Below are 15,827 nucleotides of genomic sequence, written 5' to 3' on the forward strand. Positions count from 1 at the left end.
CGCGATCAACACCACTACAAGAGGTGAAGAAATGTCAAAGGATTCACGCCCTGCCGTACTTGGGCTGATCGGCAATACGCCGCTGGTACAAGTTACCCGCTTCGATACCGGCCTCTGCACACTGTTTCTCAAACTGGAATCACAAAACCCCGGCGGCTCGATCAAGGACCGCGTCGGTCTGGCGATGATCGATGCCGCTGAACGCGACGGGCGCCTGCAACCGGGTGGCACCATCGTCGAGGCCACCGCCGGCAACACCGGTCTGGGTCTGGCGCTGGTCGGCCGGGCCAAAGGCTACCGCGTGGTGCTGGTAGTCCCGGACAAGATGTCCACCGAGAAAGTCCTGCACTTGAAAGCCATGGGTGCCGAAGTGCACATCACCCGCTCGGACGTCGGCAAGGGCCACCCCGAGTATTACCAGGACGTGGCCGCACGACTGGCGAAAGACATTCCCGGCGCGTTCTTCGCCGACCAGTTCAACAACCCCGCCAACCCGCTGGCACACGAGTGCAGCACCGCGCCGGAGATCTGGGCGCAGACCGAGCATGATCTGGACGCGATCGTGGTTGGCGTCGGTTCCGCCGGCACACTGACCGGGCTGAGCCGCTTCTTCAAACGGGTACAACCGGATCTGCAAATGGTCCTCGCCGACCCGGTCGGTTCGGTGATGGCTCAGTACAGCCGCGACGGCACCATGCCGACGCCCGGGTCGTGGGCGGTGGAAGGCATCGGCGAAGATTTCATTCCGTCAATCACCGACCTCAGCAGCGTGCGCCACGCCTACTCGATCAGCGATGAAGAAAGCTTCGACCACGCCCGCCAGTTGCTGCGCGCCGAAGGCATTCTCGGTGGCTCGTCGACCGGCACCCTGCTCGCCGCCGCGCTGCGTTATTGCCGCGAACAGACCGAGCCGAAACGCGTGGTCAGCTTCGTCTGCGACACCGGCACGCGCTATCTGTCAAAGGTCTACAACGACCAGTGGATGACCGATCAGGGCCTGTTGCAGCGCAAGCGCTATGGCGACCTGCGCGATCTGATCGCCCGGCGCTTCGAAGATGGCCGCGTGATCAGCGTCGGCCCCGACGACACCCTGCTGACCGCGTTCCAGCGCATGCGCCTGGCGGATGTTTCGCAATTGCCAGTGCTGGTTGAAGGCAAACAACTGGTCGGCGTGATCGATGAATCGGACATTCTGCTGCCGGTGCACGAAGACGCCGCGCGCTTCAGTCAATCGGTGTCCAGCGTGATGACCGACAAACTGCAAACCCTCGCCCCCGGTGCCAACCTTGCCGAGCTTGAAGCGGTGCTCAGTCGCGGCCTCGTCGCGATCATTGCCGATGCTTCGGGCTTCCACGGCCTGATTACCCGCACCGACATGCTCAACCAATTGCGGAGATCCCTCGCATGAGTCAGCACGACAAGAATTCCCAAGGCTTCGCGACCCGGGTGATCCACGCCGGGCAAACGCCTGACCCGACCACAGGCGCGCTGATGCCGCCGATCTACGCCAACTCGACGTACCTGCAAGACAGCCCCGGCGTGCACAAGGGCTTCGACTACGGGCGCTCGCACAACCCGACGCGTTTTGCGCTGGAGCGTTGCGTGGCAGATCTGGAAGGTGGCACCCGCGCCTTTGCTTTCGCTTCCGGGCTGGCGACGATTTCCACCGTGCTCGAACTGATCGATGCCGGTTCGCACGTCATCTCCGGCAATGACCTGTACGGCGGCACGTTCCGCCTGTTCGACAAGGTCCGTCAGCGCAGTGCCGGGCATCGTTTCAGCTACGTCGATCTGACTGACCTGGCGGCGTTCGAAGCGGCGCTGCAGGATGACACCCGCCTGGTGATTGTCGAGTCGCCGACCAACCCGCTGCTGAGCCTGTCGGATCTGGCCGCGATTGCGCGCATCTGCCGCGCACGCGGGATCATCAGCGTCGCTGACAATACCTTTGCCAGCCCGTACATTCAGCGCCCGCTGGAGCTGGGTTTCGACATCGTGCTGCACTCGAGCACCAAGTACCTGAACGGTCACTCCGATGTGATCGGTGGTATCGCGGTGGTTGGGCAGAATGCCGAACTCGCGGACAAACTCGGCTTCCTGCAGAACGCGGTCGGCGCGATTTCCGGCCCGTTCGATGCGTTCCTGACCCTGCGCGGGGTGAAAACTCTGGCGCTGCGCATGGAACGTCACTGCAGCAACGCGCTGGAACTGGCCAAGTGGCTGGAGCAGCAACCGCAGGTCAAACGCGTCTACTACCCGGGCCTGCCGTCGCACCCGCAGCATGAGTTGGCCAAACGGCAGATGCATGGTTTTGGCGGGATGATCTCGGTGGATCTGAACAGTGATCTGGAGGGTGCACGGCGTTTTCTGGAAAACGTGAAGATCTTTGCCCTGGCAGAGAGCCTGGGCGGCGTCGAAAGCCTGATTGAGCACCCGGCGATCATGACTCACGCGACCATTCCAGCTGAAACCCGCGCCAAACTGGGCATCGGCGACGGCCTGGTGCGTCTGTCGGTGGGGGTCGAAGATCTCGAAGACCTGCGCGCTGATCTGGCGTACGCGCTGACCAAAATCTGATGCCGTAACAACGACAAAGCCCGCAGTAATGCGGGCTTTGGTTTATTCGAGTAGGCGGCCAGTGCTGGTCTCTGGCTTACAAGGTTTATCGGGCCTCTCACAGTACAAAAGCAACCATGGAAAAAGAGCGGTGCTTTGCTGCCTCACACGGCATAAGGGCTGGATCTCAGCGCGGAGATCTTTCTAACCGTGTACCCTTCGGAACGCGCCCCACGTCCCCTTGCTATCCGCTTGCGCATCAGTCTGCGTCTTCGCCTACACCTTTGAGGCTAGCAAAAGCCATCCAGTCCCGGGCGGTGTTTTTAGACTGATTTCCTTCAAGCGCCCCTGTGCAAGGAAGTTAACCGACTATCGCTTGCATGTTGTCGCACCTGCGCCTGCATTTTGCCGATCTATACTTTTCAGTTCGCTAACGCGGTTTCATGCAAAAACGTCGACACCCGTGCGCCCATCGAGCGCGCCCGTGCCAATTGCCAACTTGGTCAACCCCGGGCCAACGAATGCTGTGTGGCTGATGGGTCGTGGAGAAAATCATGAAACACACGCTTTTGTCAGGCGCCATTCTTGCGGTCGCGGCGACCGTGATGTTGCCAACGGTTTGGGCTGCGCAGCCGCAAGCGGTGGCCTCTGATGGTTCGGATCATGTGGGGGCTGGTGCAGTGGCGTCCGATGGCTCTGATCATGTCGGTGCTGGAGCAGTCGCCTCGGACGGTTCGGATCATGTCGGCGCTGGCGCAGTCGCCTCGGACGGTTCTGATCATGTCGGGGCTGGTGCAGTCGCCTCGGATGGTTCCGATCATGTCGGGGCTGGCGCAGTCGCCTCGGATGGTTCCGATCATGTCGGAGCAGGCGCAGTGGTGTCCGATGGCTCTGATCATGTCGGCGCTGGCGCAGTGGCGTCCGATGGCTCCGATCACGTCGGCGCAGGCGCACTGGCTTCCGACGGCACCGACAAGGTCGGCGCCAATCGCTATGCCTACTCACGCGTCGGCGTCGGTTCTGATCGCGTCGCTTCGGCGCTGATGACCGGCAGCTATTCCGACCAGTTCAACTCCCCTCAGTAATCGGTGCGGGGCGACCCGTTGGGTCGCCCCTCCCACCGCTGCATTAGCACATTTGTGCTAATCGACCGCCCCGCCCACCGGCGTTATATTCCCTCGCAACCCCCGATGCTCCCCAACATTGCCGCTGTGCAGTGCGCGGGATCGTCGTGCCTGGAAATCAGAACAACACCAAGGAAGAAACACCATGAAACTGCATTCCAACTTGTGCAAAGTGGCCATCGTCAGCGCTCTGCTGCTTGGTGCCAGCGGCTGCCAGACCGCCAAACCTACCGAAGCCAGCATGAAAGAACGGGCCCAGACGGTCATCGGTAAACCGGTGTCGAAAATCGACAACATCCGCAGCGACAGCACCCTCACCTACTACACCGCCTACACCCCCGCCGGCGAGTACAACTGCGAGTTGCCCAGCGGCGCGATTATCGCCGTGGCGAGCATGGGCATCATGACCCCGCCGCTGTCGTGCCTGCCGAAAGGCGCCTCACCGATTCCGTTCCAGTAAACCCCCATCCCCGGTAAAGGACTACGTTCCATCATGAAAATCCTGATCGCAACTCTCACCCTCACCGCCCTCGCCCTGAGCGGCTGCGCCACGCCCAAACAGTGGGAAGCCACCGGCGGCAGCAAGAACGACGGCGTGGTTCAGGTCTCCTATGAATTGGGCCAGTTTGAAAGCGGCCAGACCAACGCCGCGCAAGGCCTGACTGTGGCGATGGAGCGCTGCAAGACCTGGGGTTACAAGAACGCCGAGGTGACAGGTTCAGAAAAAAACATCTGCCGCACCATGGGCCAGTTCAACTGCCTGCAAACCACCATCACTCAGGACTACCTCTGCAAGCGTTGAGTCAAACCTGCTCGGCCGGCTCGGTTTGCCGGTCGCGCAGGCTGCGCAAGGTCGCGCGCAGCTCGGCCGGGCGTACTGGTTTGGACAGGATGGCAATTTGGCGGTCGTGCAAGGCCGCCTGTATTTTCTCGATGTCATGCCCGGTGATGATCATCGCCGGCAACGCAAAGCCACGCTGGCGCCGCACCTCGTCAATGCACTCGATGCCCGTGGAATGTGGACCCAGATCGTAATCGGCGACGATGATGTCGCAATCGGTGACCAGCCCCTGCCCGCTCAATTCGCCTTGCACCACGCAGCCCCAACGCTCGAGCAGCGCCGAAGTTGCCAGCAAGACGTTGCGATCATCCTCCACCAGGCACACCTTCAACCCGGTCAACAAGCCGGCCTGCCGCACATCGTCACGCATGACCGGCAACTGCGGCGCCACGGCCACCGGCAAGCCATACAGGGAGACCGCCGTGCCGCGCCCAAGCTGCGAGCGCAAGGCCACATCGACGCCGATCAACTGCCCCAGACGCTTGACGATCGACAGCCCGAGGCCGACGCCTTCCACGTCCTTGTCGCGCACCTGACGCACTCGATAAAACTCCTCGAAGACCTTCGGCAGATGCTCCTCGGCAATGCCGTTGCCACGGTCATAAATCACGATGGCCAGCCCGGTGCCGCGTTTGCGCACGCCGATCAGCACCGGGTGTTGCGCGCCGTACTTGAAGCAATTGGAAAGCACGTTCTGCACCATGGTCGCGAGCAACGCCGGATCGCTCTGTACCCAGTGCTGGCACCGGCGCAGACGCAATTCCACACCGGCCCAGCGTGCCGCCTCGGCGTTCTGGCGGATCAGGTCGGCCAGCCACTCACCGAGATTGAACACCTGCAGCCTCGGCAGAATGCGCCCGTTGTCGAGGGTGTAGAGGTCAAGAATCGAACGGAACAACTGCGAGACGTTGAGCAGCGAACGGTCGATGTTGTCGACCAGTTGCCGCTCCTGCTCGCCCAGCCGCGACTCACGCAGGCACGCCGTGAACAGACCGATGGAGTGAATCGGTTGACGCAGATCGTGACTGGCCTGGGCGAGAAACCGGGATTTCTCCAGATTGGCCGCGACCGCCTCTTCGGAGGCCTTGCGCGTGCGCTCCAGCAGCAAGTGCGCGTAGAACGGAATCACGGTGCTGGTGAGCATCAACATCAGCACCATGTACGGCTGCGCCTGCCACACCGGCGTCAACCGATAGACCGCCAGCAACGCCAGCAGCGCCAACCCCGTGGCAATCGCCAGATAGCGCGAGCCGTAACGCATGCCGTTGCCCAGGTTGACCCAGATGATCACCGCGTACAGCGGCAACGCCGCTTCACCGCCGAGCACCAGGCCGAAACAGGTGCCGGTGTAATCGTGGATCATCGCGAATATTCGTCGCGCCGGGTAATGCCCCGGCCAGCGCGCGATGGCCTGGCGCAAGACAATCGACGCCAGCAGAAACAACGCGATGTAGATCACCACCGGCAGATAGACATCGAAGCGCTGCCCCGGCAAAACACCGAGCACGCAGATGTAAACCATGGCAATGCTGGCGATGATGATCCGCAGATTGGCCTGATCCAGCTCGGTGTTTTTTTCGAACTTCATGGGCAACGTCCTTGTGCGACAGTCGTCAGATTCAGCAGCGGTCGGCAGGCAATCTGCGCTTGCGGTGCTAAGGTGCATGCCGTAAACCACGCTGATCCAGGGAGGGTCACGCCATGACATGCCGCATCATCATAGCCGACGATCACCCGATGTTTCGCGAGGCCATGCTGCGCACCGTGCAGCGCCTGCTGCCCGAGGCGACTATCGAGGAGGCCGGCGACCTCGACGCCGTGCTGGCCTTGCTGCCCGACGGCAGCGAGCCGGACACACTGATTCTCGACCTGCGCTTCCCCGGCCTGACCTGCATCAGCCAACTCGCCGAACTGCGCCGAAAACTGCCGCGCACCACGCTGATCGTGGTGTCGATGGTCGACGACGAGGCATTGATCGGCGAAGTGATGGCGGCCGGCATCGACGGTTTCATCGGCAAGAACATCGCCCCGGATGAGATCGGCGAGGCGATTCTGGCGATCCGCGAAGGCGAAGTGCTGGTCAGGTTCGCGCCTTCCGGGCTGCTGCCGCTGGAGACCGGCACCGCCCTCACCCCGCGTCAGCAGGATGTGTTGCGGCTGATCGCCCAAGGCAAGACCAACAAGGAAATCGCCCGGGAACTGGATATTTCGCCGTTCACCGTGCGCATCCATGTGTCGTCGCTGTTGCGCACGCTGAACGTGCCGTCGCGGGCGGCCGCTGCGGTGAAATATTCGGGAGGCAGCGGCGCAATTTAAATGAACCCTGCGCGCTTGGGGTCACCTAACTGAAAGACCATCAGGAGGTAGCCCATGCAAATTGAACCCGTCTGGATCGTACTCGCCGTCGTTCTTGTGATCGTTGAATTGTGGGCGATCAACCGCGTGCGCAAGAGCGCAGGCAAAGGCAGCAACAAAGGCGTGTGGATTATCGCCATCGTGTTTGTGCCGTTGTTTGGCCTGATTGCCTGGGCACTGGCCGGGCCGAAACACGTGACTCAAGATTGAAAGAAAACCCCCTGTAGGAGCTGCCGCAGGCTGCGATCTTTTGACTTTCAAGATCAAAAGATCGCAGCCTGCGGCAGCTCCTACAGGGAATGCAGCGTTTACGGATCAACCTGCGCCATCAGCTCCGGCACCGATTCCGGCCGTTTGGCATAGCGCTGCGCCAACACCGCGCAGACCATCAATTGAATCTGATGGAACAGCATCAGCGGCAGAATCAACACACCAATCGTGCTGCCGGCAAACAACACCTGCGCCATCGGTACGCCAGTGGCCAGGCTCTTCTTCGAACCACAGAACAGAATGGTGATGCGGTCTTCCTGGCTGAAACCGAACGCCTTGCCCAGCAAGGTCGACGCCAGCAGCACCAGCGCCAGCAGAATGCAGCAGACCACCACCAGCCCCAGCAGATCGACTACCGGAATCTGATGCCAGATTCCTTCGTTGACCGCCTCGCTGAATGCGCCGTACACCACCAGCAGAATCGAACCCTGATCGACAAACTTCAGCCAGTTCTTGTTGCGCCCGACCCACGCGCCAATCCAGCGCCGAGCGATCTGCCCGGCAATGAACGGCAGCAGCAATTGCACGCTGATCTTCAGGATCGCATCCAGGGTCGAGCCGCCGTCACCGTGCACGTTCAGCAGCAGCGTCACCAGCAATGGCGTGAGAAAGATCCCGAACAGGCTAGACGCCGCCGCACTGCAGATCGCCGCCGGGATATTGCCTCGGGCCAGCGAGGTGAAGGCAATTGCCGACTGCACGGTGGCCGGCAACGCGCAGAGATACAGCATGCCCATGTATAGCTTGTCGCCGATCAGCGGTGAGAGCAGCGGTTTCAGCGCCAGGCCGAGGATCGGGAACAGCACAAAGGTCAGGCCGAACACCAACAAATGCAGGCGCCAGTGGCCGGCACCGGCGATGATCGATTCACGCGACAGTTTCGCGCCGTGGAGGAAGAACAGCAGCGCGATGGCGATATTGGTCAGCCAGCCAAACCCGACCGCGACCTGCCCGCTGGCCGGCAGAAAACTGGCCAGCAGCACGACGCCGATCAGGGTCAGGGTGAAGTTGTCGGGCAGGAATCTTGGGCGAGTCATGGGCTTGTTCATCCGGGGGTTGCCAGTACGTGACTGCGACTCTAACGTGAGCAGAAATTACCGACTAACGCCGAAGAGCCGACAGATGCCGCCTAAAGGACATGAGAAAAGCTTCCGGCGCAGCATTCCCGGGTTGCCTAGCCTGCCCCGTCCGCTGTACGGGCGCACCGAATCGCTGCCCAATCGCGCACTGACCCGGCGTCACAGTCACCCCTGGGTGCAATTGTCGTACGCGATTCAAGGCGTGCTTGAGGTGCAGACCGGCGCCGGGCGTTTCGTCGCGCCACCGGAGCGCGCGGTGTGGATTCCGGCGGGCGTGCCGCACCGAGTGTTCAGCTCGCCGCACACGGAAATGCGCAGCCTGTACATCGATTGCAGCGTGGCCGGCTGGGCGCTTGAACGTTGTCATGTGTTGGGCGTCAGCGATCTGCTGCGCGAACTGATCCGCGCGTTCAGTCTGGTCCCGGTGGAATATGACGAGGGTGGCGCACATGGTCGGTTGGCCCAGGTGATCCTCGATCAACTGGCCGAGGCGCCGCAGATCGACCTGATGCTGCCGCTGCCGCAGGACAGCCGTCTGCGGCAGATCTATCAAAGCCTGGAGCAACATCCGGAACAGCAAACCACCCTGAACCATTGGAGCGAAAAATTCGGCGTCACCGAAAAAACCCTCAGCCGCCTGTTTTTACGCGACACCGGCCTGACCTTCCGTGCCTGGCGTCAGCGCTTGCGATTGCTCGGTGCACTGACCCCGCTGGAACGTGGCGAACGCGTCACCGACGTGGCTCTGGCCTGCGGTTATGACTCGACCTCGGCGTTCATCGCAGCCTTCCGCCAACAGTTTGGCGAGACACCGGGGGAATTTTTTCGCTGAGTTTTGTCGATATTTATCGAATTAGCACATGCCATTCGGCAAACTTCAGGGTAGAGTTTCGACCATCGGTAATTCTTCACACGTTTCGACGATAACCATAATGACCCACCCCTTTAGCGAACCTGTCGGCGGTAACAGCATGATCGAAGTCACTGAAGTCTCCATTGCTCAATTACGCGCGGCGCTCGACGCCGGCCAGACCACCGCGGTTGAACTGGTGCAGGCCTATCTGGCCCGGATCGACGCCTATGACGGCCCGAACACCGCCACCGCACTGAATGCCGTGGTGGTGCGTAATCCCCAAGCACTGGCCGAAGCCCAGGCGTCCGACGCGCGCCGGGCCAAGGGCGAAACCCTCGGCCCGCTCGACGGTATCCCTTACACCGCCAAGGACAGCTATCTGGTCAAGGGTCTGACCGCGGCTTCCGGCAGCCCGGCATTCGCCGATCTGGTGGCGCATCGCGACGCCTTCACCATCGAACGCCTGCGTGCCGCCGGAGCCATTTGCCTGGGCAAGACCAACATGCCGCCGATGGCCAATGGCGGCATGCAGCGTGGCGTCTATGGTCGCGCCGAAAGCCCGTATAACGCGGCCTACCTGACTGCGCCGTTTGCCTCCGGCTCGTCCAACGGTGCCGGCACCGCCACTGCCGCGAGTTTTTCGGCGTTCGGCCTGGCGGAAGAAACCTGGTCGAGCGGTCGCGGTCCGGCGTCGAACAATGGTTTGTGCGCCTATACGCCGTCGCGCGGGGTGATTTCGGTGCGTGGCAACTGGCCGCTGACGCCGACGATGGACGTGGTGGTGCCGTACGCCCGCACCATGGCCGATCTGCTTGAAGTGCTCGACGTAGTGGTTGCTGAAGACACCGACACCCGTGGCGATCTGTGGCGCCTGCAGCCGTGGGTGCCGATCCCGAGCGTTGCCTCGGTACGCCCGGCGTCCTACGCCGAACTGGCGGTGAAGTCCGATGCACTGGCCGGCAAACGCCTCGGTGTGCCGAAGATGTACATCAATGCCGACCCCGAAGCCGGCACCAGCGAAGCCCCTGGCATCGGCGGCCCGACCGGGCAGCGCATCAACACTCGTGCGTCAGTGATCGACCTGTGGAAACAGGCCCGCGCTGCTCTGGAAACGGCCGGCGCCGAAGTCATCGAAGTGGATTTCCCGCTGGTCTCCAACTGCGAAGGCGACCGTCCGGGAGCACCGACCGTGTTCAATCGCGGCATCGTTTCCAAGGAATTCCTGCATCACGAACTGTGGGACCTGTCGGCCTGGGCCTTCGACGATTTCCTGCGCGCCAACGACGATCCGAAGCTCAATCGCCTGGCCGATGTCGACGGGCCGAAAATATTCCCGCACGACCCGGGTACCCTGCCCAACCGTGAAGGCGATCTGGCCGCCGGCATGGACGAATACGTGCGCATGGCCCAACGCGGCATCACCCCGTGGGACCAGATTTCGACCCTGCCCGACGGCTTGCGTGGTCTGGAAAAGACCCGCAAGCTTGATCTGGAAGACTGGATGGATGCGCTGAAACTCGACGCGGTGCTGTTCCCGACCAATGCCGACGTTGGCCCAGCGGATGCCGATATCAATCCGGAATCGGCAGACATCGCCTGGAGCAATGGTGTCTGGGTCGCCAACGGCAATCTGGCGATCCGGCACCTCGGCGTGCCGACTGTCACCGTGCCGATGGGGATCATGGCCGACATCGGCATGCCGGTTGGTCTGACTTTCGCCGGTCGTGCCTACGATGACTCGAACCTGTTACGTCTGGCCTCGGCGTTTGAAGCCGCCGGTTCGAAGCGTCAGGTGCCGCCGCGTACTCCGGCGCTGACTGCCGCCAAGTAAACGAACACGGACGGGATTGAGGCCGCAAAAGGCCTCAATTCCCGTCGCCGCTATTCCCCCTCTCTGATCGCGATACTTCGCTTTTCCCGAACTGTCGCTAAGAAATAAGCGATTTTTCTTACAACCAAACTCGCCGCTAGCATGGCCCTGCCTGACCCTAATTCAATAAAAGCCAGGGAGCGAGCCATGCCAACCACCAATATCAATATCGGCGAACCATGGATGTGGGGCGCGTTTATCGTCTTCGTTCTCGCCATGCTTGCACTGGATCTGTTCGTCTTTGGCGGACGCAAGGCGCACCGCGTTTCAGTGCGGGAAGCGTCCTGTTGGGTGATCGCCTGGTGCGCACTGGCCATGGCTTTCGCCGGATTGCTCTGGTGGTATCTGAATGGCCAGTTCGGCGCCGAAATTGCCCAGCGCAAGACCCTGGAATTCCTCACCGGTTATTTGATCGAGCAATCACTGTCGATCGACAACATGTTCGTCTTCGTGATGATCTTCAGCTACTTCGCCGTGCCACCGGAATTGCAGCGCCGGGTGCTGCTGTACGGCGTACTCGGGGCGATCGTGATGCGCGCGGCGATGATCTTTGCCGGGGTGTGGCTGGTGTCGCAGTTCGAGTGGCTGTTGTATGCCTTCGGGGTGTTCCTGATCATCACCGGGATCAAGATGCTGATGTTCGCCGAGCAGCAACCGGACCTCGACAAAAACCCGCTGCTGCGCTGGGTGCGCGGGCACATGCGGATCACCCAGGGCTTTCACGGCGAGCGCTTTTTCGTGCTGCAGAACGGTGTGCGCTGGGCCACGCCGATGTTTCTGGTACTGGTGCTGATCGAGGCCAGCGACCTGATGTTTGCGGTCGATAGCATCCCGGCGATCTTCGCGGTCACTACCGATCCGTTCATCGTGTTCACCTCGAATATCTTCGCGATCATGGGCCTGCGGGCGTTGTACTTCCTGCTGGCCGACATGGCCGACCGCTTTCATTTGCTCAAGTACGGACTGGCGATCGTGCTGGTATTCATCGGCGGCAAGATGACGCTGATGCCGTGGTTTCACATGCCGGTGGAATGGTCGCTGGCGGTGGTGGGCGGGGTGATTCTGGGGTCGGTGGTGTTGAGCCTGATCGTCACCCGCAAGGAAGACCAAACCCAATCTCTGTAGGAGCTGCCGCAGGCTGCGATCTTTTGGCGTTGTCTCCTGGAAAAACAAGATCAAAAGATCGCAGCCTTCGGCAGCTCCTACAGGGGGGGGTTACTTGTCGGACTTGATGCTGGTCCACACCCGCGTGCGTACGCGTTCGAGTTTTTGCGGCAGTGGCTGGACCACGTAGAGGGTTTTCAGGGCTTCAGGCGTTGGCGTCAGGTTCGGGTTGGCGGTGATGTCTTTGTTCACCAGCGGCATCGAATCCTTGTTCACGTTCGGGTAGCCGAGGAAGTCGCTGATCGGCGCAATGACTTTCGGATCGAGCAAGGTGTTGAGGAATTCATGCGCCTCTTCGACATTCTTCGCGCTCTTCGGAATGGCAAAGGTATCGAACCAGATCGGCGCGCCCTCCTTCGGCAAACGCCAGTCGACCACCACACCGTTGCCTGCCTCTTTCGCGCGGTTGCCGAACTGGTAGAAGCTGCCGGAGTAACCGATGGCCACGCAGATGTCGCCGTTGGCGATGTCAGTCATGTACTTGGCTGAGTTGAAGTAGGTCACGTACGGACGAATCTTCAGCATCAGGTCCTTGGCCTTTTCATAGTCGGCCGGGTTCTGGCTGTTCGGGTCGAGGCCGAGGTAATGCAGGGCCAGCGGCAGAATTTCCGACGGCGAGTCGAGCATCGCCACGCCGCAGGATTTGAGCTTCTCCATGTTCTCGGGCTTGAACACCAGATCCCAACTGTCCACCGGCGCATTGTCGCCCAATGCGGCCTTGACCTTGGCCGGGTTGAAGCCGATCAACACCGTGCCGTACATGTAGGGCACGCCGTACTGGTTGCCAGGGTCATTGGCGTCGAGCAACTTGAGCAGCGCCGGATCCTGATGGCTCCAGTTCGGCAGTTTCGACTTGTCGAGTTTCTGGAACACACCGGCCTTGATCTGGGTGTCGATGAACTGGTTCGACGGCACCACCAGGTCGTAACCGGAGTTGCCGGTGAGCAACTTGGCCTCCAGCGATTCGTTGGTGTCGAAAGTGTCCCAGGTCACTTTGATGCCGGTCTTCGCGGCGAAATCCTTGGGCACCGACGGCAGGATGTAATCCGCCCAGTTGTAGACCCGCAGCTCGCGCTGTTCGGCGTGTACCGCGCTGGCCAGCAGCGTCAGCCCACACACGGTGGCACCCAGAATGCGTTTCATCGTGACCATGGTTGTTTCCCCGGAATGCGACGTGAGATCGATGGTTTTTATGTTCTGTACACGGCAGCGGCTGTAAAGGTAGCCAAGGGCAAGCAAAGTCCAGCGTTTAGTTATGGCTTTGATTCTTGCCGACCGCGGGGGCGCGGCACAGTGGGTGATGGGCCAAAAGGGGATCGAAATGGCCAATTTGAATGACCACTGGAATGCACAAGGGCTTGGCAAACATCACTTGTGGTGAGGGGATTTATCCCCGATGGGACGCGAAGCGGCCCCCTTTATATCTCAAAGGGGGCCGCACTCGCTGATTTCACGACTGCTTCGCAGTCGATCGGGGATAAATCCCCTCGCCACGTTGCTTCTGCGTCTGCCCACGTGTGGCGAGGCAGTAATACAGCGGCACCGTCACCACCAGGCCGAACAGCCACGACAGGTCGGCGCCATCGACCAGATTGGCGTACGGCCCGACGTACAGCGACGTATTGGCGAACGGCAGTTGCACAATGATCCCGATGAAGTAGGCAATGATCGCGTGCAGATTGAAGCGCCCGTAAATACCGCCGTCCGCGCGGAAAATCGAGCTGATGTCATACGCGCCGCGCTTGATCAGGTAGAAGTCAATCAGATTGATCGACGCCCACGGCACCAGTACCAGCAGCAACGCCAGAATCAGTCCGATGAACTGCGAAATGAAATCCGCCGAAGCACCCAGCGCCACCACGCAGCAACCCGCCAGCACCACGCTCGACAACAGCACGCGCACCTTGATGCTTGGCGTCCACTGGCTGGCGAAGGTCTGGATCGAGGTGATGATCGACAGCACCGCGCCGTACAGATTCAACGCGTTGTGGCTGATGATGTTGAGCAAGAACAGCACCATCAGAATCGGCCCCAGCCACCCGGTGGACTGCTTGACCGCCGCCATCGCTTCGGTGCCTTCCGGCGTCGCCAGAACCGCCACCGCGCCAAAGCTGAACGACAGAATCGTCCCCAGCGTCGCGCCCAGATAAGTGGCCCAGAACGGTTTGGCGATGCCGATATCCGCCGGCAGGTAACGCGAATAATCGGACACGTACGGCGAGAAGCTGATCTGCCAGATGATCCCCAGCGACACCGTCGCCAGCCAGCCCGACAAGTTGAAGCTGCCACGCGTCAGGAAGTCTGCCGGCAAGTCGTGGGCGAAGATGTAGATGAAACCGGCGAGCAGCGCGCTGCCCATCACCCAGGTGCCGATGCGGTTCAGCGTGTGGATGAAGTTGTAGCCGATCACGCCAATCGCCGTGGCCGCCAGTGCGCCGATCAGAATGCTCAACGGTGCCGGTACCGCCGGTGCGATGCCGACAATCGATTTACCGGCCAGCACGATGTTGGAAATGAAGAAACCGATGTAGATCAGCGCCGCAAAAAACACGATCAGCAGTGCGCCGTACCGCCCGAACTGACCACGACTCTGAACCATTTGCGGAATGCCCATGCGCGGCCCCTGCGCCGAGGCCAGTGCGATCACCACGCCGCCGATCAGGTGCCCCAGCGCAATCGCCAGCAGGCCCCAGAGCAAGTCGAGATGGAACACCTGAACCACCATGGCGCCGGTGACGATGGGCAGTGGCGCGATGTTGGTGCTGAACCATAAGGTGAAAAGGTCGCGGGCCTTCCCGTGGCGTTCCGCGAGTGGGACGTAGTCGACCGTGTGATTCTCGATCAACGGATCTTGCCGGGACATCTGGGACATATGCATGAACTCGAGTTTGTCTGTTCTTATCTTTGTATGAAGCCAAACCGGGGGAACTCTGGGTCGCCCCTCAGATGCAGACCATATTATGGTATTCCAAACATTTCACAAGACTGATACTTAGTTTACGGCGCTATCTGATCCACCATCCTCACTGATACTGCGGCCTGCAGGCCAGCCGAAAGCCCAATAAACGCTGAGTTTCCGACGAAAGCACCACGTTTATCGGTTCAGCCTAAAAGCCCTTGCAAAGAAAAAATACTGGTATACCATCAGACCAACAAACACATAAAAATCGCGTCACAACACCCGAGGACCGTCCAATGATCGATGCTGCCATCTACAAACAAGTCATGGGCTCGTTTCCGTCCGGCGTCACTGTCATCACCACGCTGGACGATGACGGCCAGATCGTTGGCCTCACTGCCAGCGCCTTCAGCTCACTGTCGATGGATCCGGCGCTGGTGCTGTTCTGCCCCAACTACAGCTCCGACTCCTACCCTGTGCTGATCAAGAACAAGCGTTTCGCGATCCACGTTCTGTCCGGCGGCCAACAGAGCGAGGCTTACGCCTTCGCCCGCAAAGGCAAGGACAAGGCGCAGGGCATCGAATGGACGTTGAGCGAGTTGGGCAACCCGATCCTGGCCAATGCGACAGCTATCATCGAGTGTGAGTTGTGGCGCGAATACGAAGGTGGTGACCACGCGATCATGGTCGGCGCGGTGAAGAACCTGATCGTCCCGGAGCAGCACACCGGGCCGCTGGTGTATTGCCACGGCAAGATGGGCGCCCTGCCCGTTCTGGCCTGAACGGAATTACTGTAGGAGTGAGCCTGCTCGCGAT

General features: G+C 60.8%; 15 protein-coding genes. 11 read left to right on the forward strand and 4 right to left on the reverse strand.

Translation table 11 applies throughout. The features are described from left to right. Window positions 1-31: 31 nt before the first annotated feature. The 5 genes from JN524_RS03340 to yecR all read left to right on the forward strand — a co-directional run bounded on the left by JN524_RS03340 (window position 32) and on the right by yecR (window position 4,482). A complete protein-coding gene (locus JN524_RS03340) occupies window positions 32-1,408 on the forward strand; it encodes a pyridoxal-phosphate dependent enzyme (protein WP_098964290.1) in 1,377 nt (458 codons plus the stop codon). Beyond that, on the forward strand, window positions 1,405-2,577 hold the full coding sequence (locus JN524_RS03345) for a cystathionine gamma-synthase (protein ID WP_202368463.1): 1,173 nt from the start codon (window positions 1,405-1,407) through the stop codon (window positions 2,575-2,577). The genes JN524_RS03340 and JN524_RS03345 overlap by 4 nt, the downstream gene beginning before the upstream one ends. A gap of 533 nt (window positions 2,578-3,110) precedes the next feature. After that, window positions 3,111-3,641 (forward strand): phage infection protein, encoded by a 531-nt coding sequence (locus tag JN524_RS03350; protein WP_202368464.1) that lies wholly within the window; start codon window positions 3,111-3,113, stop codon window positions 3,639-3,641. Window positions 3,642-3,825: 184 nt separating this feature from the next. Further along, window positions 3,826-4,140: a hypothetical protein gene (locus tag JN524_RS03355; protein WP_027613061.1), complete on the forward strand. Its 315-nt coding sequence runs from the start codon at window positions 3,826-3,828 to the stop codon at window positions 4,138-4,140. A 33-nt stretch (window positions 4,141-4,173) separates the two neighbouring features. Continuing rightward, window positions 4,174-4,482, forward strand: a complete 309-nt coding sequence (gene yecR, locus JN524_RS03360; RefSeq protein WP_202368465.1) for a YecR family lipoprotein — start codon at window positions 4,174-4,176, stop codon at window positions 4,480-4,482. Window position 4,483: 1 nt separating this feature from the next. On the opposite strand, the gene JN524_RS03365 is transcribed toward yecR, so the two are convergent. Beyond that, window positions 4,484-6,109 carry an ATP-binding response regulator gene (locus JN524_RS03365; protein ID WP_202368466.1) on the reverse strand — a complete coding sequence of 542 codons (1,626 nt, stop codon included), beginning with the start codon at window positions 6,107-6,109 and terminating at the stop codon, window positions 4,484-4,486. Between the two features lie 113 nt (window positions 6,110-6,222). Between JN524_RS03365 and JN524_RS03370 the strand changes: the two genes are divergently transcribed. Continuing rightward, entirely contained in the window at window positions 6,223-6,837 is a 615-nt protein-coding gene (locus JN524_RS03370; protein ID WP_202368467.1) for a LuxR C-terminal-related transcriptional regulator, read from the forward strand. A 54-nt stretch (window positions 6,838-6,891) separates the two neighbouring features. Then, entirely contained in the window at window positions 6,892-7,086 is a 195-nt protein-coding gene (locus tag JN524_RS03375; RefSeq protein ID WP_027613057.1) for a PLD nuclease N-terminal domain-containing protein, read from the forward strand. A 98-nt stretch (window positions 7,087-7,184) separates the two neighbouring features. Here the strand turns inward: JN524_RS03375 and JN524_RS03380 are convergent, their stop codons facing one another. Further along, window positions 7,185-8,183 (reverse strand): bile acid:sodium symporter family protein, encoded by a 999-nt coding sequence (locus JN524_RS03380; protein WP_115989575.1) that lies wholly within the window; start codon window positions 8,181-8,183, stop codon window positions 7,185-7,187. An 85-nt stretch (window positions 8,184-8,268) separates the two neighbouring features. On the opposite strand from JN524_RS03380, the gene JN524_RS03385 reads away from it, so the two are divergent. From JN524_RS03385 to JN524_RS03395, 3 genes are all read left to right on the forward strand, one after another. Next, entirely contained in the window at window positions 8,269-9,057 is a 789-nt protein-coding gene (locus tag JN524_RS03385; protein WP_202368468.1) for an AraC family transcriptional regulator, read from the forward strand. Between the two features lie 139 nt (window positions 9,058-9,196). Next, entirely contained in the window at window positions 9,197-10,909 is a 1,713-nt protein-coding gene (locus tag JN524_RS03390; protein ID WP_202368579.1) for an amidase, read from the forward strand. A gap of 186 nt (window positions 10,910-11,095) precedes the next feature. Further along, on the forward strand, window positions 11,096-12,073 hold the full coding sequence (locus JN524_RS03395) for a TerC family protein (protein ID WP_202368469.1): 978 nt from the start codon (window positions 11,096-11,098) through the stop codon (window positions 12,071-12,073). A gap of 90 nt (window positions 12,074-12,163) precedes the next feature. On the opposite strand, the gene JN524_RS03400 is transcribed toward JN524_RS03395, so the two are convergent. After that, window positions 12,164-13,264: a polyamine ABC transporter substrate-binding protein gene (locus JN524_RS03400; protein ID WP_007960451.1), complete on the reverse strand. Its 1,101-nt coding sequence runs from the start codon at window positions 13,262-13,264 to the stop codon at window positions 12,164-12,166. A gap of 298 nt (window positions 13,265-13,562) precedes the next feature. Continuing rightward, window positions 13,563-14,984: a purine-cytosine permease family protein gene (locus JN524_RS03405; protein WP_202368470.1), complete on the reverse strand. Its 1,422-nt coding sequence runs from the start codon at window positions 14,982-14,984 to the stop codon at window positions 13,563-13,565. Between the two features lie 323 nt (window positions 14,985-15,307). Here JN524_RS03405 and JN524_RS03410 point away from each other — a divergent pair, with 323 nt between their 5' ends. Next, window positions 15,308-15,793, forward strand: a complete 486-nt coding sequence (locus JN524_RS03410) for a flavin reductase family protein (RefSeq protein ID WP_003225754.1) — start codon at window positions 15,308-15,310, stop codon at window positions 15,791-15,793. The last annotated feature ends 34 nt before the right edge of the window (window positions 15,794-15,827 follow it).

The sequence above is a fragment of the Pseudomonas sp. MWU318 genome (genome assembly GCF_016756945.1).
In the GTDB taxonomy this organism is placed as follows: domain Bacteria; phylum Pseudomonadota; class Gammaproteobacteria; order Pseudomonadales; family Pseudomonadaceae; genus Aquipseudomonas; species Aquipseudomonas putida_A.

Excerpts from the sequence above, each read along its gene's own strand:
- JN524_RS03385 (WP_202368468.1), top strand. The coding sequence starts at position 8,269 with ATGCCGCCTAAAGGACATGAGAAAAGCTTCCGGCGCAGCATTCCCGGG.
- JN524_RS03410 (WP_003225754.1), top strand. The coding sequence starts at position 15,308 with ATGATCGATGCTGCCATCTACAAACAAGTCATGGGCTCGTTTCCGTCC.
- JN524_RS03375 (WP_027613057.1), top strand. The coding sequence starts at position 6,892 with ATGCAAATTGAACCCGTCTGGATCGTACTCGCCGTCGTTCTTGTGATC.
- JN524_RS03405 (WP_202368470.1), bottom strand. The coding sequence starts at position 14,984 with ATGTCCCAGATGTCCCGGCAAGATCCGTTGATCGAGAATCACACGGTC.
- JN524_RS03340 (WP_098964290.1), top strand. The coding sequence starts at position 32 with ATGTCAAAGGATTCACGCCCTGCCGTACTTGGGCTGATCGGCAATACG.
- JN524_RS03345 (WP_202368463.1), top strand. The coding sequence starts at position 1,405 with ATGAGTCAGCACGACAAGAATTCCCAAGGCTTCGCGACCCGGGTGATC.
- JN524_RS03400 (WP_007960451.1), bottom strand. The coding sequence starts at position 13,264 with ATGGTCACGATGAAACGCATTCTGGGTGCCACCGTGTGTGGGCTGACG.
- JN524_RS03350 (WP_202368464.1), top strand. The coding sequence starts at position 3,111 with ATGAAACACACGCTTTTGTCAGGCGCCATTCTTGCGGTCGCGGCGACC.
- JN524_RS03395 (WP_202368469.1), top strand. The coding sequence starts at position 11,096 with ATGCCAACCACCAATATCAATATCGGCGAACCATGGATGTGGGGCGCG.
- JN524_RS03355 (WP_027613061.1), top strand. The coding sequence starts at position 3,826 with ATGAAACTGCATTCCAACTTGTGCAAAGTGGCCATCGTCAGCGCTCTG.
- JN524_RS03380 (WP_115989575.1), bottom strand. The coding sequence starts at position 8,183 with ATGACTCGCCCAAGATTCCTGCCCGACAACTTCACCCTGACCCTGATC.
- JN524_RS03365 (WP_202368466.1), bottom strand. The coding sequence starts at position 6,109 with ATGAAGTTCGAAAAAAACACCGAGCTGGATCAGGCCAATCTGCGGATC.
- yecR (WP_202368465.1), top strand. The coding sequence starts at position 4,174 with ATGAAAATCCTGATCGCAACTCTCACCCTCACCGCCCTCGCCCTGAGC.
- JN524_RS03370 (WP_202368467.1), top strand. The coding sequence starts at position 6,223 with ATGACATGCCGCATCATCATAGCCGACGATCACCCGATGTTTCGCGAG.
- JN524_RS03390 (WP_202368579.1), top strand. The coding sequence starts at position 9,197 with ATGATCGAAGTCACTGAAGTCTCCATTGCTCAATTACGCGCGGCGCTC.